The 20,228-nt window shown below is 49.1% G+C and carries 21 protein-coding genes, 1 tRNA gene and 1 other RNA gene; 17 read left to right on the top strand and 6 right to left on the bottom strand.

What is annotated here, in order from left to right; genetic code table 11:
* Window position 1 precedes the first annotated feature (1 nt).
* Together hisD and ssrA are read left to right on the top strand one after the other, a co-directional pair.
* A complete protein-coding gene (gene hisD, locus ACMGDE_RS05800; protein WP_436831821.1) occupies window positions 2-1,288 on the top strand; it encodes a histidinol dehydrogenase in 1,287 nt (428 codons plus the stop codon).
* Window positions 1,289-1,367: 79 nt separating this feature from the next.
* Window positions 1,368-1,736: a transfer-messenger RNA gene (gene ssrA, locus ACMGDE_RS05795) on the top strand.
* A gap of 107 nt (window positions 1,737-1,843) precedes the next feature.
* Here ssrA and ACMGDE_RS05790 read toward each other — a convergent pair.
* Window positions 1,844-2,215, bottom strand: coding sequence for a winged helix-turn-helix transcriptional regulator (locus tag ACMGDE_RS05790; protein ID WP_436831820.1), 372 nt, complete (start codon window positions 2,213-2,215; stop codon window positions 1,844-1,846).
* A gap of 100 nt (window positions 2,216-2,315) precedes the next feature.
* Between ACMGDE_RS05790 and ACMGDE_RS05785 the strand changes: the two genes are divergently transcribed.
* The 7 genes from ACMGDE_RS05785 to rpsJ all read left to right on the top strand — a co-directional run bounded on the left by ACMGDE_RS05785 (window position 2,316) and on the right by rpsJ (window position 7,707).
* Window positions 2,316-2,675 (top strand): DoxX family protein, encoded by a 360-nt coding sequence (locus tag ACMGDE_RS05785; protein ID WP_436831819.1) that lies wholly within the window; start codon window positions 2,316-2,318, stop codon window positions 2,673-2,675.
* Between the two features lie 31 nt (window positions 2,676-2,706).
* A complete protein-coding gene (locus ACMGDE_RS05780; protein WP_436831818.1) occupies window positions 2,707-3,312 on the top strand; it encodes an FMN-dependent NADH-azoreductase in 606 nt (201 codons plus the stop codon).
* Between the two features lie 83 nt (window positions 3,313-3,395).
* Window positions 3,396-4,100: a hypothetical protein gene (locus ACMGDE_RS05775; RefSeq protein WP_436831817.1), complete on the top strand. Its 705-nt coding sequence runs from the start codon at window positions 3,396-3,398 to the stop codon at window positions 4,098-4,100.
* Window positions 4,101-4,220: 120 nt separating this feature from the next.
* Entirely contained in the window at window positions 4,221-4,634 is a 414-nt protein-coding gene (gene rpsL, locus ACMGDE_RS05770) for a 30S ribosomal protein S12 (RefSeq protein ID WP_079717716.1), read from the top strand.
* Between the two features lie 19 nt (window positions 4,635-4,653).
* Window positions 4,654-5,121, top strand: coding sequence for a 30S ribosomal protein S7 (gene rpsG, locus ACMGDE_RS05765; RefSeq protein ID WP_436831816.1), 468 nt, complete (start codon window positions 4,654-4,656; stop codon window positions 5,119-5,121).
* Between the two features lie 99 nt (window positions 5,122-5,220).
* The gene (fusA, locus tag ACMGDE_RS05760) at window positions 5,221-7,335 is read left to right on the top strand and encodes an elongation factor G (RefSeq protein WP_436831815.1); all 2,115 of its coding nucleotides are present in this window, start codon (window positions 5,221-5,223) and stop codon (window positions 7,333-7,335) included.
* 66 nt (window positions 7,336-7,401) lie between these two features.
* Complete coding sequence (gene rpsJ / locus ACMGDE_RS05755; protein WP_090632042.1) at window positions 7,402-7,707, top strand: 30S ribosomal protein S10; 306 nt, start codon at window positions 7,402-7,404, stop codon at window positions 7,705-7,707.
* 74 nt (window positions 7,708-7,781) lie between these two features.
* Here the strand turns inward: rpsJ and ACMGDE_RS05750 are convergent, their stop codons facing one another.
* A complete protein-coding gene (locus ACMGDE_RS05750) occupies window positions 7,782-8,420 on the bottom strand; it encodes a porin family protein (protein ID WP_436831814.1) in 639 nt (212 codons plus the stop codon).
* Window positions 8,421-8,672: 252 nt separating this feature from the next.
* Here ACMGDE_RS05750 and ACMGDE_RS05745 point away from each other — a divergent pair.
* Window positions 8,673-8,743: transfer RNA gene (locus tag ACMGDE_RS05745), tRNA-Cys, on the top strand.
* A gap of 30 nt (window positions 8,744-8,773) precedes the next feature.
* Window positions 8,774-8,956, top strand: coding sequence for a spore protein (locus ACMGDE_RS05740; protein WP_436831813.1), 183 nt, complete (start codon window positions 8,774-8,776; stop codon window positions 8,954-8,956).
* Between the two features lie 19 nt (window positions 8,957-8,975).
* Here ACMGDE_RS05740 and ACMGDE_RS05735 read toward each other — a convergent pair whose 3' ends face one another.
* Window positions 8,976-9,770 carry a copper homeostasis protein CutC gene (locus ACMGDE_RS05735; protein ID WP_436831812.1) on the bottom strand — a complete coding sequence of 265 codons (795 nt, stop codon included), beginning with the start codon at window positions 9,768-9,770 and terminating at the stop codon, window positions 8,976-8,978.
* Between the two features lie 88 nt (window positions 9,771-9,858).
* Here ACMGDE_RS05735 and ACMGDE_RS05730 point away from each other — a divergent pair, with 88 nt between their 5' ends.
* From ACMGDE_RS05730 to ACMGDE_RS05705, 6 genes are all read left to right on the top strand, one after another.
* Complete coding sequence (locus tag ACMGDE_RS05730) at window positions 9,859-11,952, top strand: TonB-dependent receptor plug domain-containing protein (RefSeq protein WP_436831811.1); 2,094 nt, start codon at window positions 9,859-9,861, stop codon at window positions 11,950-11,952.
* Window positions 11,953-11,982: 30 nt separating this feature from the next.
* Window positions 11,983-12,576, top strand: coding sequence for an HmuY family protein (locus tag ACMGDE_RS05725; protein WP_436831810.1), 594 nt, complete (start codon window positions 11,983-11,985; stop codon window positions 12,574-12,576).
* 57 nt (window positions 12,577-12,633) lie between these two features.
* Window positions 12,634-13,500 carry a heme/hemin ABC transporter substrate-binding protein gene (locus ACMGDE_RS05720; protein ID WP_436831809.1) on the top strand — a complete coding sequence of 289 codons (867 nt, stop codon included), beginning with the start codon at window positions 12,634-12,636 and terminating at the stop codon, window positions 13,498-13,500.
* Complete coding sequence (locus ACMGDE_RS05715) at window positions 13,501-14,550, top strand: FecCD family ABC transporter permease (RefSeq protein ID WP_436831808.1); 1,050 nt, start codon at window positions 13,501-13,503, stop codon at window positions 14,548-14,550.
* A gap of 106 nt (window positions 14,551-14,656) precedes the next feature.
* On the top strand, window positions 14,657-15,466 hold the full coding sequence (locus tag ACMGDE_RS05710) for a heme ABC transporter ATP-binding protein (RefSeq protein WP_436831807.1): 810 nt from the start codon (window positions 14,657-14,659) through the stop codon (window positions 15,464-15,466).
* A 1-nt stretch (window position 15,467) separates the two neighbouring features.
* The gene (locus tag ACMGDE_RS05705) at window positions 15,468-16,493 is read left to right on the top strand and encodes a hemin-degrading factor (RefSeq protein WP_436831806.1); all 1,026 of its coding nucleotides are present in this window, start codon (window positions 15,468-15,470) and stop codon (window positions 16,491-16,493) included.
* Window positions 16,494-16,636: 143 nt separating this feature from the next.
* Here the strand turns inward: ACMGDE_RS05705 and ACMGDE_RS05700 are convergent, their stop codons facing one another.
* From ACMGDE_RS05700 to ACMGDE_RS05690, 3 genes are all read right to left on the bottom strand, one after another.
* Entirely contained in the window at window positions 16,637-17,995 is a 1,359-nt protein-coding gene (locus ACMGDE_RS05700) for a M23 family metallopeptidase (RefSeq protein ID WP_436831805.1), read from the bottom strand.
* 165 nt (window positions 17,996-18,160) lie between these two features.
* Window positions 18,161-19,324, bottom strand: a complete 1,164-nt coding sequence (locus tag ACMGDE_RS05695) for an aldose epimerase family protein (protein WP_436831804.1) — start codon at window positions 19,322-19,324, stop codon at window positions 18,161-18,163.
* 213 nt (window positions 19,325-19,537) lie between these two features.
* On the bottom strand, window positions 19,538-20,188 hold the full coding sequence (locus tag ACMGDE_RS05690) for a Rossmann-fold NAD(P)-binding domain-containing protein (protein ID WP_436831803.1): 651 nt from the start codon (window positions 20,186-20,188) through the stop codon (window positions 19,538-19,540).
* Window positions 20,189-20,228 lie beyond the last annotated feature (40 nt).

The raw sequence follows: 20,228 nt of genomic DNA, 5'->3' as shown, positions 1-20,228 counted from the left end.
CATGTTAAAGACACATTTCTATGGCTCGCTCCAGGAGCGCGATATCCAGCAACTGCTGACACGAAACACCGACCCATCCAATGCCATACAGCAGTCCGTCATGACCATCATCGACGAGGTGCGCAATGCGGGAGACGAGGCGCTGGTGGCCTATGCACAGCAATTTGACGGGGTACAATTAGCGCGCCTCTTTCTCACAGCGGATGAAATCGCTGCCTTGGCCTCCTCCATCGGGCGCGAGCAACAGCGCGCATTGGAAATCGCCTTTGCCAACATTTACCGTTTTCATGAAACCCAGCTGCGCAAGGAGCGGGTAGTGGAGACGATGCCCGGCGTCAAATGCTGGCGCGAACCGCGGCCCATCGAGCAGGTAGGACTGTACATTCCCGGTGGGTCGGCCGTACTGCCCAGCACCTTATTGATGCTGGGCGTGCCCGCGCGCATTGCCGGCTGCAAAGACATCGTGGTATGCTCACCTCCCCAAGCCGATGCCCAAATCAATGGCTACGTGGCGTATTGCCTGCAGCTGCTCAAAATCGACAAGGTGTATCTGGTAGGCGGCGCCCAGGCGATAGCAGCCATGGCCTATGGTACTGCCACGGTACCCAAGGTCGATAAGATCTTCGGGCCGGGCAACCAATATGTCACCAAGGCCAAGAGCCTGGTGCAAAGCCTTGCGGGGGTAAGCATCGATATGCCCGCCGGACCATCGGAGGTGCTCGTGATTGCAGACAGCTCGGCGAATCCAGAATACGTGGCGGCCGACCTCCTGGCGCAGGCCGAGCATGGTGCCGACAGCCAGGCCATATTGGTCAGCACAGACCAGCGGCTGATCGACCGTGTACAGATCGCCTTGGAGATACAGCTGGCCCAGCTGCCCCGCGCTGCGGTGGCCGCAAAAGCCATGGACAACTCCTATGCGGTGCTGTGTCAAGACCTCGATGAGGCCATGGCATTCAGCAATCGGTATGCTCCGGAGCATTTGATTATCGAAACAGACGATTGGCAACCGCTATTGAGAAAGGTCAGCAACGCCGGGTCGGTATTTGTCGGGCACCTCACGCCCGAAAGTGCCGGTGATTATGCCTCGGGCACCAACCACACATTGCCCACCAGCGGCTATGCACGTGCGTATTCGGGCGTGTCAGTAGATGCCTTTGTCAAAAAAATCACGTTCCAGCACATCACCGCCGAAGGCTTGCAAAACATCGGTCCCACCGTGGAGGTATTGGCCGAATTAGAAGGATTACAGGCCCATAAAAATGCAGTGTCTGTGCGATTGCATTGAACACCATGGAGCCGAGGCTGCGACCGTCCGTGTTGACATTGATAAAAAAATCCGTACTTTTGTAGCCTTAGCATAACATGGGGCCGACCGGAATTGACAGGATGGAGACGGTTATGTAAGCATGCAGCGCGTTGGAAGTATGGCGCTTTAATATCAACTTTCAGATTTACAAACGGCGAAAATAACTACGCCTTAGCTGCCTAATTTAGAATTAGCTCAGCTTTTGTCCCGCTTGCGCTTGGTTCCGTAGCGTAGGCATCCGGGGCATCGAACTACGGTACTGGCCGGCTCGGCGTTGCGACGCACCGGCGAGAAACAGCAACTAAGGAAAACGGTATAGGCGAGCGTCCGGCCTTCCCTTTCCTGACAATGAAACGGAAGCTAAGCATGTAGAAAGCGTATATTGTACCATGTCTGGACGAGAGTTCGAATCTCTCCGGCTCCACGAAACAAAAGAAGCCCGGCGACAGCCGGGTTTTGTTGTTTTAAAGGCTATGCGAAGTTCACTTCAGCAACACTGAAAACAACAATAAGAAATGAGCGCAGTAAGTGTTACTATTCATGAGCCGTAATTTTCTTTTTATGGTTTGTACCCCAATCGGCCAAAGAGGAAATTATATCTTTCAAAGACTTACTATATTCAGTTGGTATATATTCTATCACCACAGGTTTTCGGTCAGCAAGAACCACTCGTGTCACTAAACCATTTATTTCTAAATCTTTCAATTCGCCTGAAAGCACTCTTGCCGATATGCCTTTTATGGTACGTTGCAATTCATTGAACCGTGCGTGTCCGCTCATCAATGCAATCATTACCCGCAACGTCCACTTTCCGCCAATTACATACAAAGCATCTTCCGTTGCCGACAAATGCATGGTGCATTGTGATTCTGAAAACGCTGTTTTTTGAGTTGGTACTTCTTCCATTTTTGAGGTGATAACAAAAAGGTTATTACTAACCTTTAGTTTACTAATAACTTTTTATTAGCAAATATACATAGTTTTGCTCCATCAAAAAAACAAAAAAATGAAAGCAATAAAAACCACTTACTATGTTACAACAGGACTTGTGTCTTTTGCAATGCTATTTTCCGCCTATGCATATATGACAAAGCCCGAATTAAAAGAAGCTTTTCACCACTTAGGGTTTCCTGATTATTTCAGAATAGAATTGGCTGTCGCCAAATTCATGGCTGCTATAGCACTTTGGCTTCCTGTTCGCTTATTGAAAGAAGCCGCCTACATAGGTCTGGCAATCAATTTCGTTTCGGCATTTATTGCACACACTGCTGTAGGAGACCCGATTGGTGCTGGCATTTATCCGCTGGTCGTTTTAGCGATATTGATCGTGTCTTATATTACTTATGCTAAGACGAGCGATAACTAAGAAATTACTATTGACATCAAAAACAATAATAATGAAAAAAGTACTGCATATTATTTCAAGCCCGCAAGGCGAGCCCTCTGTTACCAAAAAACTAGGAAATGCTATTATTGAGAAAATTAAAACAAAGTATCCTGGTAGCATTGTGCATGAAAGAAACCTGACCACAAATCTTTTTCCACATTTGGACGAACTACAAATCAGCTCATGGTTTACGCCTGCCGAAAACCACTCACCGGAACAAGCAAAGGCTATCAAAATTTCCGAGGAAGCTATTACGGAAATACAGGATGCGGACATCTGCGTAATTGGTGCCCCCTTTTATAATTTTGCCATTCCATCTACCTTAAAAGCATATCTGGATCACATTGCAAGACCTGGAATTACTTTCAGATATGCCGAAAATGGAAATCCTGAAGGTCTTTTAAAAAACAAAAAGGCGTATATTGCTATTGCCTCGAGCGGCGTATATTCTGAAGGCGAATTCCAGTCGTTTGATTTTGTTAGTCCATACCTAAAATTCATACTCGGATTTCTTGGCATTACAGACGTTAGCATTGTCCGGGCCGAAGGCTTAAGAGTCAGTGGCGTCAAAGAGGCCGCCTTTGAAAAGGGTGTAGAAAGTATTATGGTCGATTAATGGCGGACGAAATTATACGTTTCCCAAAACAATCCCCCCCTTCAACCGTTTACCAATGTAGCGATTGTTAACTGACAAGGGAGATGATGAGACGGTTGCTCTTCGGTGGAATAATCACGTTACTATTGTTTTCGCTATCCTGCGAAAAAGAAGAAGATGGCGGTAATCAGCCTATTACGATTCATTCCGATTTTTCTGACGGCAAAGATGGCTGGCAAGCTGGGTTTTCCGAATACAACGGCGACGATCCTGAAATCTATGAACTCGTGGAAGACATTGCGCCATTGCCTCCGCCGCTGGATGGAAGCCGGTCGGCTTATCGGATTTCGGGTAATAATCGCAGCGATGACCTATTCATGTACCTGACCAAGCGGGTACAGGGCCTTAAACCGAATACGCGCTATAATGGCAAGTTTGTCATACTAGTGGCCTCCGACGCCCGAAGCGGCGGAGTAGGCGCTGGTGGCGCACCGGGTGAATCTGTGGGGATCGGCGTGGGCCTTACCGTTGACCAACCCCTTTCGGCCCCCGATGAAAATAATTTTTACCGGATGAATATCGACAAGATCCAGCAATGCTGCACCGACGGAAGTGATATGGTAGTGATCGGCGACATTGCAAATGGAACGGAAGAATATGTCTACACCATGCTTGAGCGAACGGGTGAATTTTCGGCCGTGACCGATCATCAGGGTATTCTGTGGCTGATCGTGGGTACAGACTCGGGCTATGAGGGCCAAACGACGTTGTATTATTCCAGTATTGAGGTTGTCCTCGAGGAAATTTGAGCCACGGGAAGCACCTTCATGCATTATTTAACCAAACCCCTTGATAATCAAAAATAAACTCACTATCTTTGCCGTCCTTAAAATAAGTATAGGACAAAAGCAAAAATTAAAAAACTGTAAATGCCTACTATTCAGCAATTAGTTAGAAAAGGTAGAGTAGCTCTGGAGGACAAGAGTAAGTCTCCAGCGTTGGACAGCTGTCCACAGCGAAGAGGAGTATGCACACGCGTGTATACCACTACCCCTAAAAAACCAAACTCAGCAATGCGTAAAGTGGCGCGTGTGCGCCTTACCAATGGCAAAGAGGTAAACGCATATATCCCCGGCGAAGGCCACAACTTACAAGAGCACTCCATTGTGTTGATCCGTGGCGGCCGGGTAAAAGACCTTCCGGGTGTACGTTATCACATCATCCGTGGTGCTTTGGATACGTCAGGTGTTGCCGGACGTAATCAACGTCGCTCTAAGTATGGAACAAAACGTCCTAAACCAGGACAAGCAGCGGCTGCTCCTGCAAAAGGCAAAAAGAAATAGTTAAACGGAGGAATTTAAGATGAGAAAGTCAAAACCAAAGAAAAGAATCATTTTACCTGATCCGAAGTTTAACGATGTTCAGGTAACCCGCTTCGTAAATAATATGATGTTTGATGGCAAGAAGTCACTGGCCTATACCATCTTCTACAAATCGATGGAACTGGTAGAAAAGAAGACCAATGAAAACGGTTTGGATACCTGGAAAAAAGCATTGAACAATGTGATGCCTGCCGTGGAAGTAAAATCGCGCCGTGTAGGCGGTGCCAACTTCCAAGTACCCACGGAAGTGCGCCCTGAGCGTAAGGTTTCCTTAGGCATGAAATGGCTGATCAGCTTTGCCCGCAAACGTGGAGAAAAGACCATGTACGAAAAATTGGCCGCCGAAATTATCTCGGCATCCAAAGGTGAAGGTGCTGCCGTGAAGAAAAAGGAAGATACCCACCGCATGGCCGAGGCCAACAAAGCATTCTCACATTTCAGGTTCTAAATATTGACAAGATATCCCGTGGATCACACCGATTTGAAGGAAACAACAATCGTCCAACAAAATCGGTGTGATTTTTTAAGGGGACAATAGCATAACAACATGTCAAGAGACTTAAGATACACAAGAAATATCGGTATTGCCGCACACATTGATGCCGGCAAAACCACCACCACTGAGCGTATCCTGTATTATGCAGGGGTAAACCACAAGATCGGTGAAGTACACGAAGGCGCATCGACCATGGACTGGATGGTACAAGAGGCCGAGCGCGGGATCACCATCACCTCCGCCGCTACCACCGTATTCTGGAATTACCGCGACAACAAGTACCAAGTAAACATCATCGATACCCCGGGGCACGTAGACTTCACCGTAGAGGTAAACCGCTCGCTCCGCGTGTTGGATGGACTGGTATTCCTGTTTTCGGCCGTTGACGGTGTGGAGCCTCAATCCGAAACCAACTGGCGCTTAGCCGATAACTACAAGGTTTCACGCATCGGTTTTGTCAACAAAATGGACCGCTCTGGTGCAGACTTCCTCAATGTGGTCAAGCAAGTAAGGCAAATGCTCGGTGCAGAAGCTGTGCCGTTGCAATTGCCTATCGGAGCCGAAGACAACTTCACAGGTGTAGTTGACCTGATCAACAACCGTGGTATCGTGTGGAATGAACATGACAAGGGAATGACCTTCACGGAGGTTCCCATTCCGGATGACATGCTGGAGGATGTAGCGCATTGGCGCGAGAAACTGCTGGAATCCGTAGCGGGCTACGACGAGTCCTTGATGGAGAAATTTTTCGATGATCCGAATACCATCACCGAAAGGGAAGTGCTGGATGCCCTGCGCAAAGCGGTACTTGATAACTCCATCGTACCGATGGTATGTGGCTCTTCCTTCAAAAACAAAGGTGTACAGACCATGCTTGACCTGGTGATGGAATTGCTTCCTTCGCCAATGGATCAAGAGGGTGTAAAAGGAACGGACCCCCGTACCGAACAGGAAATCCTGCGTAAACCGGACGTAAAAGAGCCTTTCGCTGCTTTGGCGTTCAAGATCGCTACAGACCCCTTTGTCGGTCGGCTGTGCTTCATCCGCGTATATTCAGGCAACCTGGAAGCCGGATCATATGTGTATAACAGCCGCTCAGATAACAAAGAACGTATTTCGCGGATCTTCCAAATGCACGCCAACAAGCAAAACCCTATTCCTAATATCGGAGCGGGAGACATCGGCGCGGTAGTTGGATTTAAGGATATCAAAACCGGCGATACATTGTGTGACGAGAAACATCCGATCGTATTGGAGTCTATGACCTTCCCTGAGCCGGTAATCGGTTTGGCTATCGAACCGAAAACACAGGCAGACGTAGACAAATTGGGCATTGCCTTGGGTAAGTTGGCCGAAGAGGACCCAACATTCCGCGTGCAGACCGATGAAGAAACCGGTCAGACGGTTATTTCTGGTATGGGTGAACTTCACCTGGACATTTTGATCGACCGCTTACGGCGTGAGTTTAAGGTGGAAGTCAATCAAGGAGCGCCTCAGGTGGCTTATAAAGAATCCATCACCGGTACGGCACAACACCGCGAAGTCTATAAGAAGCAAACCGGTGGACGCGGTAAATTTGCCGATATACAGGTGGTTATCTCCCCTGTGGATAGTGACTATGACTTGAGTAAGTCTGCGCTTCAGTTTGTCAACGAGATCGTGGGCGGTGCTATTCCAAAGGAGTATATCCCATCCGTACAAAAAGGTTTTGAAGCGTCTTTGGTGAATGGCGTACTGGCCGGATACCCCCTATCGAGCATGAAAGTGCGTTTGATAGACGGTTCGTTCCACGCTGTCGACTCTGACTCACTGTCCTTTGAAATTGCAGCGCGTACGGCATTCCGCGAAGCGGTACCGAAATGTAAGCCGGTATTGATGGAACCCATCATGAAAATCGAGGTGCTTACACCCGAAGAAAACATGGGTGATGTAATGGGCGACTTGAACCGCAGGCGTGGCCAATTGCAGGGTATAGACAGCCGTGCAGGCTCACAAGTGATCAAGGCCCTGGTGCCACTGTCTGAAATGTTTGGGTATGTCACACAATTGCGTACCATCACGTCAGGACGTGCTACATCCACTATGGAGTTTGATCATTATGCAGAAGCGCCAAGGAACGTCCAAGAGGACGTGATTGCCAAGGCTAAAGGCAAAGTAAAAATTTAATATAATCATCCCGGCTGCCCGTTGTAAATAGCTCTAACGGGCAGTCTTAACTTTTAACTAAATAACATGAGCCAACGAATCAGAATCAAATTGAAATCGTACGATTACAACTTGGTGGACAAGTCTGCCGAGAAAATCGTCAAAACTGTAAAACCTACGGGTGCGGTGGTAAGCGGTCCTATTCCCTTGCCTACTGAAAAGAAAGTGTATACCGTTTTGCGTTCGCCGCACGTGAACAAAAAAGCGCGTGAGCAGTTTCAGCTCTGTGCCTATAAACGGTTGTTGGATATTTACAGCTCCAATTCAAAAACAGTTGATGCCTTGATGAAACTCGAATTGCCAAGCGGCGTGGAAGTGGAAATCAAAGTGTAATGTATTTTTTCTTTGAAACGAGAAAGGCTCGCCAATTGGCGAGCCTTTCTCGTTTATATCGATACGGTTACGACTTACAACGCGAATCCAAGACCCACCGACCATACGCGGTTGGTCTGTTTTACATCTCCATCACCAGGACTTAAGTTGGTCAATCCCAGACCATATCCGCCGTGTACGAACAAGCCGTTAGTCAGTTGGTATCCGGCAAGGAAATTCAAACCGAAATCAAACCCCTTCAAATCTCCGTCATCGCCGAACTCAAAATCATCTGACTCGATCGAGCCGCCATCACCACTAAACTTGTTCTTGCCAGAAAGACCGAAACCCGCATAAGGACCTGCGCCAACGAAGAAGTTGCCGCTTGCACCCGTAGGCAATTTAGCCACCAAATTAACAGGCACTTCCAACCACATCGTATTTTGGGTGAATTCATACGTGTTTCCATTAATAACAAACTCGTTGAACTTCGCACCTTTTCCTTGCAATGAAATACCCGGCTGGACGTATAAATAATTACTCAGTGGGGCGTCCAAATACCCTGTAACGTGGAAATTCGTGGATGTACTCGTTTCCGTTGTTGAATTATCGCCAGAAAAATTATAACTCGGGAAATTCACGCCCGCTTTAAAACCATATCCCAACGACTGGCTTTGGGCGAAAGCGCCAACCGAAAGGCCTACTGCTACTATTGCTAATGCTAACTTTTTCATGTTTGTGTTCTCCTTTTAATCAATTATATATTTAAACTGCAAAGCGTGTCGCAAGATATGCGCCACAGTATCATGTGATTTTACAAAATATTAATTATCAACAAATTAATTAAAATAGGCCGTTATTTATGAGGTGTATGGATTATTATACACTTACGATAAAAGGACACTTACGGCGAGGTAGTGTATTATTATGTAGCCGACACTTCCAATTATCAATAATTTATCTTAGTTTTGCAGTCCTTTAAAAAGGGTCGGGTGGCCGAGTGGCTAGGCAGAGGTCTGCAAAACCTTTTACAGCGGTTCGAATCCGCTTCCGACCTCGTTTTTACAACAGTCAAAAAATTAAGAAAATGGGAGTTACACGATTAAAAAGGAAAGACAGGAAAAATAAAGTGGTAGCGAAAAATCAAGTGCAGTTTTTGAAACTTGGTCGCAACCTGGAAGCAGGTAGCCGCTCGAAATTACCTGCAAGCAGCCAGATCGTTAAAAACAATGCGGTACTGGATCAGCTGGAAACAACCTTGAAAAAATAAGTCCCGATTATCGGGCCGATTACGATCCTTTTAGGTTTTTCAATATATCCGCCATTTGGCGGATTTTTTCTTTAGCGGATACCCAGACTTCGCCCCCCATCCCTTCTACCGTGGGATTGGCATGCATCATGCCGCTAATTAAGGTCACTTTCGCTGATGAGTGAAATGCTGTCGCGCCCGTTGACTCGGCGATTTTAGCGATATTGGTTTCATTGATACCCGAACCCGGCATAATGGTTATCCTTCCATTCGCTTGGTCGACGAGTTTCCGGATTAAGCCCGAACCCGCCGCTGCCGTGTTTTCCATACCGGAGGTCAGCAGCCTGCCGCATCCACATGCGATGATGGTTTCCAACGCTTCAAAAGGCGCACGGCACATGTCAAACGCTCGGTGAAAGGTCACGTGCATCGGATGAGCCAGCGCCACCAATGCGGCTGTCCGTTCCTTGTCAACCTGCCCATCAGCGTGCAGCAGCCCGATCACCACGCCATCGCACCCCGCTTCTTTGCAAAAGCGGATATCTGCCTTCATCTCCTCAAACTCCAGATCCGTATACAGGAAGTCTCCTATCCTGGGCCGTACTAAGACATGGATATCAATCGTCAACCATTCACGGACACGGCGAATCTGTCCGGCGGAGGGCGTCGTCCCCCCCATTTCCAGGTTTTGGCAAAATTCCACGCGATCTGCGCCTCCCTCCTGCGCGGCCAAGGCCGAGGCGATTGAGTTGGCACATATTTCCAATTGATAGGGCTTGCCCATGATTTCTTGTCGATTGCTTCCGTCACCAAAGGTATAAAACGGCTGGTTCAAAAACTTATTGAGATAAATCGTGTAAATTATTTGGAATTATTCTTAATAACCGATATGTTTGCTTCGTTGTTTAAAATTAATCTAAATAATGGGCAGTAAACCGAGGCTTGTTTATTTTCTGATGTGGCTTACATCCCCATTGATGGCGCAGGAGGCAACCCTTGTTCAATCGGTGGACACGCTAGCCACCAATCCCCTTGAGGAGGTGGTGGTCACTGCCACCCGCACGGGCAGAAGAATCGAAGAGCTCCCCATCCCCATCACCACGGTTTCAGCCCAGGAAATCCAAAACCGAGGGATCGTAAGGCTTAACGATATCTTAGCCGAACAAACAGGTCTTGCGTTAGTCGGCGACCACGGGACTGGCGTACAAATGCAAGGATTCGACGCCCAATACACCATGATATTAATTGACGGGGAGCCCGTGATCGGACGTACTTCGGGCACCTTGGAGCTTTCCCGCATCACCATGGGCAATATTGACCGCATCGAAATTGTCAAAGGTCCTTCCTCGTCCTTGTATGGCAGCGAGGCCATGGCCGGGGTGATTAACATTATTACGAAAACACCGCCAACAGGTACATCGGCCGGAATAGCGACACGCTACGGCACGAACCGATCGGCAGACATCAGTGTGGATGGTGCCTACCGCTCGGATAAACTGACGTTGTCCGCGTTCTTGAATCGATTCAGCAATGAAGGATACACCCTGCTGCCCGAGTCGGGCTTCCAAACGGTAGCCCCATTTGCCGCTTACACGGCTACCGGCCGCGCAGGATATGATGTTTCGGATAAAACGAAACTCAACGTATCCCTCCGTTATTATGACAATTTGCAGGATGACCGCTATGGAATAGAAAACCGGGTCGTATCCGGCCAAGGGGGACAGCGCGATTTCAGCATCTTTCCAAGCCTGACACACCGGTTTTCGGACGCCCACGAGTCCATGCTGCGCTTCTATCGGGCTACGTACAGCACGGAATCTTCCATTCGTTATGAAGATACCCAGGAACTGTATGATGAAACGTACTTCGACCAGGGATTTACACGGGGCGAATTTCAGCACAACTACGAGGTGCGGCCCAACCTGACCGTTACTGCCGGCATCGGCTATCAATACGAAACCGTTGAAGCCACGCGCTACGAAGAGAAAAAAAGTTTCAATACCGGCTATGGGTATATCCAAGCCGATTGGAGATTCGCCGAGCGGCTCAACATCGTCGCCGGGGGCCGCTATGACCTGCACAATGTTTATAAGTCGCAGTTCAGTCCGAAACTGGCAGCCAGTTACCAATGGAATAAAAAAATCACGTTTCTTGCATCGGCAAGCCGGGGTTATAAGGCACCGGACTTCCGACAGCTCTACTTGAACTTCACCAATGCTGTAGCGGGCTACAGCGTATTCGGTTATGAAGACCTCCAAGAAAGCCTTCAACGGCTACAGGACGAAGGGCAGATCCGCGAGGTATTGATAGACCCTTCCACGCTTTCCAGACTTAATGCCGAGAGTTCATGGGCATACAATCTTGGGGTTCGCATGCAACCAATAGAGCGGTTGACGGCCAATGTCAGCATTTTCCGGAACGATGTAGATAATCTCATCTCTACCGCCAGCATCGCAATCAAGACCAACGGGCAGTCGGTATTCTCCTATTTCAACCGCAATGCAGTATTCACCCAAGGTGCAGAGGCCGATATCACCTACTGGCTTTCGAAGAAGCTGGAAGTGGGGGGCGGTATCCAGTACCTCGAAGCCAAGGACGTAGACGAGTGGAACAAGGTCAAAGAAGGGCGCGCCTATGCCCGCGATCCGGAGACAGGACAGACTGTGGCGGTAGCACGAAGTGACTACGGCGGCTTACTTAGCCGATCCAAGTACATGGCTAATGCACGGATATCCTATGATGAAGTCCATACCGGAATACGCCTGTCGTTGCGCTGGAACTACCGGGGCAGGTATGGCATCCGCGATACGGATGGTAATGGCATCATCAACCTGGACAATGAATACGTAAACGGCTATTCATTATTCAACGGTTCAATATCAAAATCGCTCTTTAACAACACGCTACGACTACAGTTTACCGCCGACAACATCTTCGGGTTCACCAACAGGGAATACATCAGTTACTTACCGGGCCGGCTGATCTACGGAGGGTTATCTTACCGGTTTGCCAACTAATTTCTACTCATAATTTTAATCAAAATAGCAATGAAAACTACATTTAACACCCTAAACACACGATCCATCGCCTTGATACTGGGCATCACCTGCCTTTCGTTTACGTCATGCAGTAAGGGTGACGATGACGACAACGTCACACCTGAGCTTGAGGTAAAGACCGTGGAAGATTTAGATGGCTCGCAAGGTCCGGTATTTTTCAGCCTGTCAACGGGAACAGCGGTGGAAGAATCAGCCGCCACTTGGGATATTAAACTCAACAGCAGCAGTTTCTCATTTGGCAACGGCGCCGAGGCGCAAGTGATAGAAGGTATTTTCGATAACTACGTCGTCGCAGCTGAAGCCGGCTATTCCGCAGAAGACCTTGCCGGGATTGGCAGTGTATACACCTATACCGGTCAAGCACCAAGCGGCGCCCAACATGCTGTCTTGCCGACTCCAGGCCGTATCCTCGTCGTGAAAACACACGACAATAAATACGCAAAAATCGAATTCATCAGCTACTATCTTGGGAACCCTGACACAAACTCCGAGGAGTTTGTCAATTTGGAAACCAGACCGCAAAGCCGGATATATACGTTCAGGTATATCATCCAGCCCGATGGCTCGACGAATCTGAAATAGTTGACATACGTAGGTCCATACACCATGCGGTTGTTTCACAATCAGTTATATTTACATATGAAAAAGAACATCTTTTTTATGGGATTGGCGTTCCTGTTGGCGTTTGCGCTTGGCTCTTGCAACCTTTCCAGCACCTCGCAAACGGCCCTATCCGATTCCACCAACGTGGTATCCACCAACGGAACGATATCCGAAATCCTCGTTGCACTGGGTCTTGAGGATCACATCGTAGGTGTGGATGTGGCCAGCACCTACCCCACGAGTTTACTACAGAAGCCCAAAATCGGTCATAATCGGGATATCTCAGCAGAAGGCGTACTCGCACTAAATGCCGACTGGGTGCTGGGCATCACCGATATGGTGAAACCCGAAATTGCCCAGCAAATCCAGGTCGCGGGTACCAAGCTCTTGCTCTTCGACCATGAATATTCGGTAGCGGGCGCCAAGCGGTTGATCAAATCCGTCGCCGACAGCATTGGATATGCGGCGAAGGGTGACTCCATCGTCGCTGCGTTGGAGGTGGATCTGGCGCGGGCTGACTCCATCGTCGCACAGTCATCAAGCAAGCCAAAGGTGTTGTTCATCTACGCCCGGGGCACAGGCACCATGATGGTGTCAGGCCAGGGTACGCAGGTAGACGAGATGATCAAGCTGGCCGGTGGCGACAACGCCGCCCAGGGGTTCACGGATTTCAAACCGTTGACCGCCGAGGCGCTGGTGGCTGCTAATCCTGACGTCATTCTTTTATTCGATAGCGGACTTTCCAGTTTAGGAGGCATCGATGGGCTGTTGCAAGTGCAGGGCATCGGCGAAACCAATGCGGGGAAAAACAGGAACGTCGTGGAAATGGATGGGCAGTTTCTTACCGGGTTCGGTCCGCGCTTAGGAGACGCTATCGCCACGCTGGCTGAAAAGATACATTGAGTGAAAAACCATCGCACCCTACTGATCGTTCTCTTGGTTTTGCTGATCGCGGCTTGCACACTGTCGGTCTGTGTAGGTGCGGTAAAGATCAGTGCTTCAGAACTATGGTCCATGATTGCTTATCGAACCGGATTGAATAACCACGTAGGTTTTGCGCCGCAGCAGGAAGCCGTATTGCTCAACATCCGCCTGCCGCGTGTCCTTTTAGGCGCCTTGGTGGGTGGCACGCTCGCCATAGCAGGCTCGGCATTACAAGGCCTTTTCCGCAATCCCTTGGCCGAGCCGGGACTGATCGGCATCTCGTCAGGCGCATCGCTTTTTGCCGTCATGGTCATTGTATTGGAGCATCGCTTTTTCGGTGTATTGACCACCGTATTTGGTTACCACGCCTTGTCCATCGCGGCATTTATCGGCGCCTGTACCACGACTTTTGTTGTATACCGTTTGGCGGTGGGCAATGGCAAAGCAGACATCACAACATTATTACTGGCCGGCATCGCCATCAACGCGCTGGCCGGCTCGTTTACCGGACTGCTTACGTACATGTCTACCGACGAGCAGTTACGCAACATCACCTTTTGGACGTTGGGTAGCCTTGGTGGGGCGAGCTGGAAGACCGTTACGGGGATTCTGCCATTCGTATCGGTATCCCTCGTAGCCCTGCCATTTTTCAGCAAGTCGCTGAACGCACTTGCACTCGGCGAATCGCAGGCGGGTCACATGGGCATCAATGTAGGCCTGCTAAAGAAATTCGTTGTCGTGATGGCGACGATGGGCGTAGGTGCCTCGGTGGCGGTATCCGGCATCATCGGTTTCGTCGGCCTGGTTATACCCCACATCCTGCGGATGGCGTTTTCAGCCGACCATCGCTTGGTCATTCCGGGCTCTGCGCTGTTAGGGGCGTCTGTCTTAGTCGCCGCCGATCTGGTCGCGCGTACGATCTTCGCCCCCGCTGAGTTGCCCATAGGCATACTCACGGCGATCATCGGCTCACCGGTGTTCATCTACATCATACTGGTAGAGCGGCGCAAACGGGGCATCGGTAGGTAAGGATCGGCAATTTTTAAACGCTTGTTCATGTAGATGTCATTGAAATTGTTAATTTTAAACTGAATTTTGACTACACAAACGCTACGGCAGGGTAAATTAGGAGACCATGATTGAAGTCAAAAACATCCATTATTCGGTAGGCAACGCCAAGTTGATTGACGATGTGAGTTTCGATGTGCGACCCGGTCAACTGGTAGCGATCATCGGAGCAAACGGCGCCGGAAAAAGCACCTTGCTGAGGCTGCTTTGCAAGGAAATCCCTGCAGCACGGGGTGATATCTACATCCGCCAACAACCTATCGAAACCTATAAACTGGAAGAGTTGGCCAAATTTCGTGCGGTACTGGCGCAGAGCAACACGCTATCGATATCCTTCAGTGTACGCGAACTCGTGATGATGGGCCGATACCCGCACTTTGCCAACAACCCGACGGAAGACGACGTCCGCATGGTAAAGACCGTCATGGACGAAACGGGCATTACGGAGTTTGCCGACCGCGATTATCATACGCTTTCTGGAGGGGAGCAACAACGGGTGCAGCTAGCGCGTGTTATTGCACAGATCTACGACCAACCCGAGGGAATCCTATTGTTGGATGAGCCAACCAACGGGCTGGATCTGCTTTACCAACAGCAAATGCTGTCATTGGCCCGAAACCTGGCCAATCGTGGGTATTGCGTGGTGAGTATCCTGCATGACATCAACTTTGCATCGCGCTATGCAGACAAGGTATTGATTCTGAAAAAAGGAAAACGCATCGCTTTTGGAAAGCCACGTGAAGTGGTCACCTGTGAAAACATCCATCAGGCATTCAATATTCGTGTGCGGTTACTCGATGATGAAGAATTTAAGTGTCCATTGGTGATTCCATCAATGACTTTATCCGAACAAGCTGTCATTAAAAATAACATATAACATGGAAAACACAACAATCTCGCTCAAAGCGCAATATCAATCATTCAAAGTCGAGAACCCCAAGGTTCGCATCCGCGATGCGGCCAAGCAACTCGGCGTTTCCGAAGCAGACCTGGTGGCCACTGGCGATGATAACATCGCACTGAAACCCGAGTTCGAAAATATCCTGAAAGAGATCAACACGCTCGGGTATGTGATGGCCCTTACACGCAATGACCATGCTGTGCACGAGCGAAAAGGCACGTATACCAAAGCCACGTTCAATGGCCATATCGGCCTCGTGGTCAATCCCGATATTGATCTCCGGCTGTTCATGACTGCGTGGCATTTCGGATTCGCCGTGCAGGAAGGGGATCGCCGCAGCCTACAGTTTTTCGACAAAGACGGCGAAGCGGTGCATAAAATTTACCTCACCGAGCAAAGCGACGTCGCCGCATATGAAACATTAGTTGCCCGATATCAAGCACCCATACAGGACGGTCCCTTAGAGACGACCACGGTAGACAAATCCATCGTGGAAATCCCGGATAGTGAAATCGACGTAGCCGGATTCCGCCAAGCGTGGCTCGACCTGAAAGATACCCACCATTTCTTCGGCATGCTGCGCGATTTCGGCATCACACGCCGCCAAGCCATGCGGTTGGCGCCGGAAGGGCACGCCACACAAATCACAGTATCTTCGTTGAAACGCATCCTGGAGGGGGTGTCCGAACGCGATTTGGAAATCATGGTATTTATCGGCAGCCGTGGTTGCATCCAGATCCACACCGGTAAGGTAAAGAAATTGCTGCAAACCGGACCTTGGTTCAACGTGCTCGATCCCGACTTCAACATGCACCTGCGTGAGGATGGCATCGAAAGCGTGTGGCTGGTCAGGAAACCCACCGAAGACGGCATAGTGACCAGTCTGGAGGCGTTTGACACGGATGGCAATGTGATTGTGCAGTTCTTCGGCAAGCGCAAGCCAAGGATCCCCGAGCGCGAAGATTGGCGCCAGGTCGTCAACGACTATGCCCTGGAGCAATGAGAAACGATTTTTGAAATACGACGTGATACCGCGTCGATAAGATCTATATATGGTTTGTTTTATATAGTTGTTTAGTTTAGTTAGTAGAAACCCCGCTGATGTGAATCACCGGGGTTTTTTAGTAAACCAACGAAATTGATTTTTTACAGCATTTGCGCCGAGAAACCATCAAGGATGCGGCTGTTGTCTTCAGTGGGTTCAAAGAGGCTTTCAATGCTAAACGCCAGCGCACCGTAAACTTCTAAATTGCTTTGCTCTTCGAAGTCGAGGGATGCGAGCGCGTGTTGGTGCACATTGAGTGTCCTATTAAATGCTACGCGATATTTTTTCTTAATGGGTTCAGATGGCGGAAACACCTGAGCCAAGGCATCTACCTGCCGTCCGTTTTTCCAGAACCGGTAGCATACATGCGGTCCGGTTGCTAAGCCGGTACTTCCTACATAACCGATCACCTGTCCTTGTGCAATCCGTTGCCCTCTCCTCACCGCGCGCTTGCTCATGTGCAAATATTGGGTGGTGTAGACGTTATCATGCTTGATTTTGACATAATTGCCGTTGCCACCCCCGTAAGCTGACTCGGTAACCACGCCAGCAGCAGTCGCCACGATGGGTGTGCCTCGCGGAGCTGCAAAATCCGTTCCCAAATGGGCTTTCCACCGGCGTTGCACGGGATGGAACCTGCGCATGGTAAAGCGGGATGAGATGCGACTGAATTTCAATGGGGCTTTGAGGAATGTCCGGCGGAGGCTCTTCCCATTTTCGTCATAATATGCTCCCGGCTTTCCATCGTCAGGCTCAAAATAATATGCCTGGTATTCCTTGCCGCCATGGCCGAATATCGCTGATTGTATCCTGCCCGGACCGATGGGCGCACCGTCTACATATTTCCGTTCGTACACGAGTTTAAACCAATCGCCTTTGTTGATGCGGTAGAAATTGACGGCCCATCCGTAGATCTCGGCCAGTTGCACGGCCAGATCGGGACTCGCGCCTTTTGCTTCCAACGTTTGGTATAGCGAACTTTCGACGATGCCGGCAACTGTTTCAACCTTCGTGTCCACCGCTTTTTGCTCCTTATATACCGCTATGCTGTCCCGCAGATCATAAACGACATAATCGATTGCATTGGGCTGGTAGACGAAGTATGCCGCCTTCCCGGCTTGGTCCTTGAATACGGTATAATCATGTCCTACGGCAATCTTCCGTACATCAAAGACCGGTTTTGATTTACGAGTCAGCGTGGCGATACGCGGAAGATCAATATGGTAGCGCTGTAGGATATCTGAAAGAAACTCGTTGCGTTCCACGGATTTCGTTTCGATATCATATTCATCGATTGCTAATCCGTATAAAAGTTCAGGGACGTTGCTTGTATCGGCCGTTTCGGCGGAAAGGGCTACTTGTTCAGGCTCGTTGTCAAAAGACGAAAGGAAAATGAAACTGGCACCCAATACCACCACAACAAGCATCACCAGTGCAAGCACATTCTTTTTTAAAATCATTTTTTATTACTGGTAGTTAGAATTCTCAACGTTGATTCAGTGTTAATTTAAGTTTGTTGGCAACAAAATAATTATGTCACCACTTCTCCACATTATACACAAAACGCAAATAAAACAATTTTATTGAGTGCTACCTGTTTTTTTAACATTTTTTTACATTTCGGGCTACCGATTGTCGCTTTCCGCGGTAAATCGATAAATGCACTGGCTCATGTAGGGTGCACCCGGCTCAAGCACGGTGGATGGCCAATGGGGCTTATTGGGTGAATCGGGAAAATGCTGGGTTTCCAGGCAAACCGCGGTTTGTTTATGATAAGGCTGTTTGTTTTTCCCTATCCGGGAGCCGTCCAGCATATTCCCGGTGTACACCTGCATACCCGGTTCGTTGGTATATACCTCCAGCGCAATGCCACTTTGCGGTGAATAAAGACGTGCCGCCAATTCCCGGGTATCCCCACGCGTATCCAACACAAAATTATGATCGATACCCGATGCGATTTGCAGCTGGGTGTGGGCGGAGTCGCGCGCCATTGCCTCACCGATGCTGATCGGTTCGGTAAAGTCAAAGGGGGTACCTGCTACCGGCATTAGCGCTCCGGTGGTAATCAACGTACTATCCAAGGGTGTATACTGGCTGGCATTCACATAAAGCACATCGTCCAACACGGTCGTGCTGGGGTCACCCGAAAGGTTGAAAAAACTGTGATTGGTCACGTTCACGACCGTCTTCGCCGTGGTCTGTACCTCATAGCCGATCATCAATTCGTTCAAGGAGGTTACCGTATACGATACCGACACGCTGACCTCACCAGGGAACCCGCCCTCGCCATCGGGCGAAACGTAAGAAAGCACCAATGTGCTATCGTTTGGTTGTTGTGCATCAAACACCTGATATTGCCATCCCTCCCGGCCGCCATGAATGGAGTGCACACCGCTGTTGATATCCAGCTGGATGGTATCGTCCTCCAACATAAAACGTCCACTGTCAATACGATTAGCATACCGTCCCACCGTCGCGCCAAAAGAAGAAGGCTGAGCCGTATATTCACCGATGTGATCAAACCCCAGGACCACGTCCCGCAAATGCCCCCCGGCATCCGGCACCATCAGTGACACGATGCGGCCGCCGTAATTGGTCAAGCAAACCTCCATTCCATTCGAATTGCTCAACACAAACAAGTCCGTCGAATCACCATTGACCACCGTTTGGAAACGTTGCCTATCCAATCCCGATTTCGTCAGGTCTTGCATCGATTGTGGTGCGCCACAACTCATCAACGCGGCTGCACCAGCAATGCACAACGTACTATAAATTGTCGATCTATTCATGTCTCGAGGTTTATCCAATAACGCCCTAAAGTTACAAATATATCTCGCCTCAGGAAATTTGACTTAATTAACTTAATAAGTTATATAATATAGGTAACTATACTGATTAGTATATATTTATTAGTTTTAGTTAAAGTTAGTGGCTTTCACTTCATGTAATTAATTCAATTATCTATATATCAGCACAATAACTGTATAATATGCAAAAAGTACTCAAGCCAATGCTTTTATATCCTTGACTGTGATGATCGTTTTCGGGAGATCTTCCTTCACGAGCCGAATCATCGCCTGCGCCACCTGTTGCAAGGTGCTCACGCCATTAGGCACCAGTACTTTCAATAACGGATACATCCAGCCCAGGTAAGGATAAATCGGCAGCAGGTGCACCTGCCCCTTGGTTGCCTTCATAAATGCCGGACGGAAGTTATATACCCTTCTGAACGGCATAGCGGCCAACGTGTTCTCTGTTTTACCTTTTACCCGCGCCCACATACTTCTCCCCTGCGCTGTGCTGTCTGTTCCTGCGCCACTGACGTAGATGAACACGGCACTGGGGCTTTGCTGCAAGACCACCTTCGCAAAATGTACGGTTGTATCAAACGTGATACGCGTATATTCAGGCTCCTTCAATCCCACGCTACTGATGCCAGCGCAGAAGAAACAGGCGTCATAGCCCTTGAAATGCCCGTCATCAACCGTTAGTTCCAAAAAATCAGGTACGATGTATTCACTCAGTTTGGGATGCATGTGGCCACAGGGTTTGCGGCTGACGCTCAGTACATCGGTGATCTGTGGATTGGCGAGGCATTCCAGCAACACCCCTTCGCCCACCATTCCCGTCGTTCCGGTAAGGATAATTTTCATGGCTTTGTGATCAGAAAATGCAAGTTACAACTTCTACAGA

The organism is Parapedobacter brassicae, assembly GCF_051400755.1.
Taxonomy (GTDB): domain Bacteria; phylum Bacteroidota; class Bacteroidia; order Sphingobacteriales; family Sphingobacteriaceae; genus Parapedobacter.
The sequence above is the reverse complement of the archived record's forward strand: the minus strand, read 5'-3'. Positions and strand labels throughout refer to the sequence as shown.

Bases quoted from the DNA above. Each gene is read 5' to 3' on its own strand.
- hisD (WP_436831821.1), top strand. From the start codon at position 2: ATGTTAAAGACACATTTCTATGGCTCGCTCCAGGAGCGCGATATCCAG.
- ACMGDE_RS05790 (WP_436831820.1), bottom strand. From the start codon at position 2,215: ATGGAAGAAGTACCAACTCAAAAAACAGCGTTTTCAGAATCACAATGC.
- ACMGDE_RS05785 (WP_436831819.1), top strand. From the start codon at position 2,316: ATGAAAGCAATAAAAACCACTTACTATGTTACAACAGGACTTGTGTCT.
- ACMGDE_RS05780 (WP_436831818.1), top strand. From the start codon at position 2,707: ATGAAAAAAGTACTGCATATTATTTCAAGCCCGCAAGGCGAGCCCTCT.
- ACMGDE_RS05775 (WP_436831817.1), top strand. From the start codon at position 3,396: ATGATGAGACGGTTGCTCTTCGGTGGAATAATCACGTTACTATTGTTT.
- rpsL (WP_079717716.1), top strand. From the start codon at position 4,221: ATGCCTACTATTCAGCAATTAGTTAGAAAAGGTAGAGTAGCTCTGGAG.
- rpsG (WP_436831816.1), top strand. From the start codon at position 4,654: ATGAGAAAGTCAAAACCAAAGAAAAGAATCATTTTACCTGATCCGAAG.
- fusA (WP_436831815.1), top strand. From the start codon at position 5,221: ATGTCAAGAGACTTAAGATACACAAGAAATATCGGTATTGCCGCACAC.
- rpsJ (WP_090632042.1), top strand. From the start codon at position 7,402: ATGAGCCAACGAATCAGAATCAAATTGAAATCGTACGATTACAACTTG.
- ACMGDE_RS05750 (WP_436831814.1), bottom strand. From the start codon at position 8,420: ATGAAAAAGTTAGCATTAGCAATAGTAGCAGTAGGCCTTTCGGTTGGC.
- ACMGDE_RS05740 (WP_436831813.1), top strand. From the start codon at position 8,774: ATGGGAGTTACACGATTAAAAAGGAAAGACAGGAAAAATAAAGTGGTA.
- ACMGDE_RS05730 (WP_436831811.1), top strand. From the start codon at position 9,859: ATGGGCAGTAAACCGAGGCTTGTTTATTTTCTGATGTGGCTTACATCC.
- ACMGDE_RS05725 (WP_436831810.1), top strand. From the start codon at position 11,983: ATGAAAACTACATTTAACACCCTAAACACACGATCCATCGCCTTGATA.
- ACMGDE_RS05720 (WP_436831809.1), top strand. From the start codon at position 12,634: ATGAAAAAGAACATCTTTTTTATGGGATTGGCGTTCCTGTTGGCGTTT.
- ACMGDE_RS05710 (WP_436831807.1), top strand. From the start codon at position 14,657: ATGATTGAAGTCAAAAACATCCATTATTCGGTAGGCAACGCCAAGTTG.
- ACMGDE_RS05705 (WP_436831806.1), top strand. From the start codon at position 15,468: ATGGAAAACACAACAATCTCGCTCAAAGCGCAATATCAATCATTCAAA.
- ACMGDE_RS05700 (WP_436831805.1), bottom strand. From the start codon at position 17,995: ATGATTTTAAAAAAGAATGTGCTTGCACTGGTGATGCTTGTTGTGGTG.
- ACMGDE_RS05695 (WP_436831804.1), bottom strand. From the start codon at position 19,324: ATGAATAGATCGACAATTTATAGTACGTTGTGCATTGCTGGTGCAGCC.
- ACMGDE_RS05690 (WP_436831803.1), bottom strand. From the start codon at position 20,188: ATGAAAATTATCCTTACCGGAACGACGGGAATGGTGGGCGAAGGGGTG.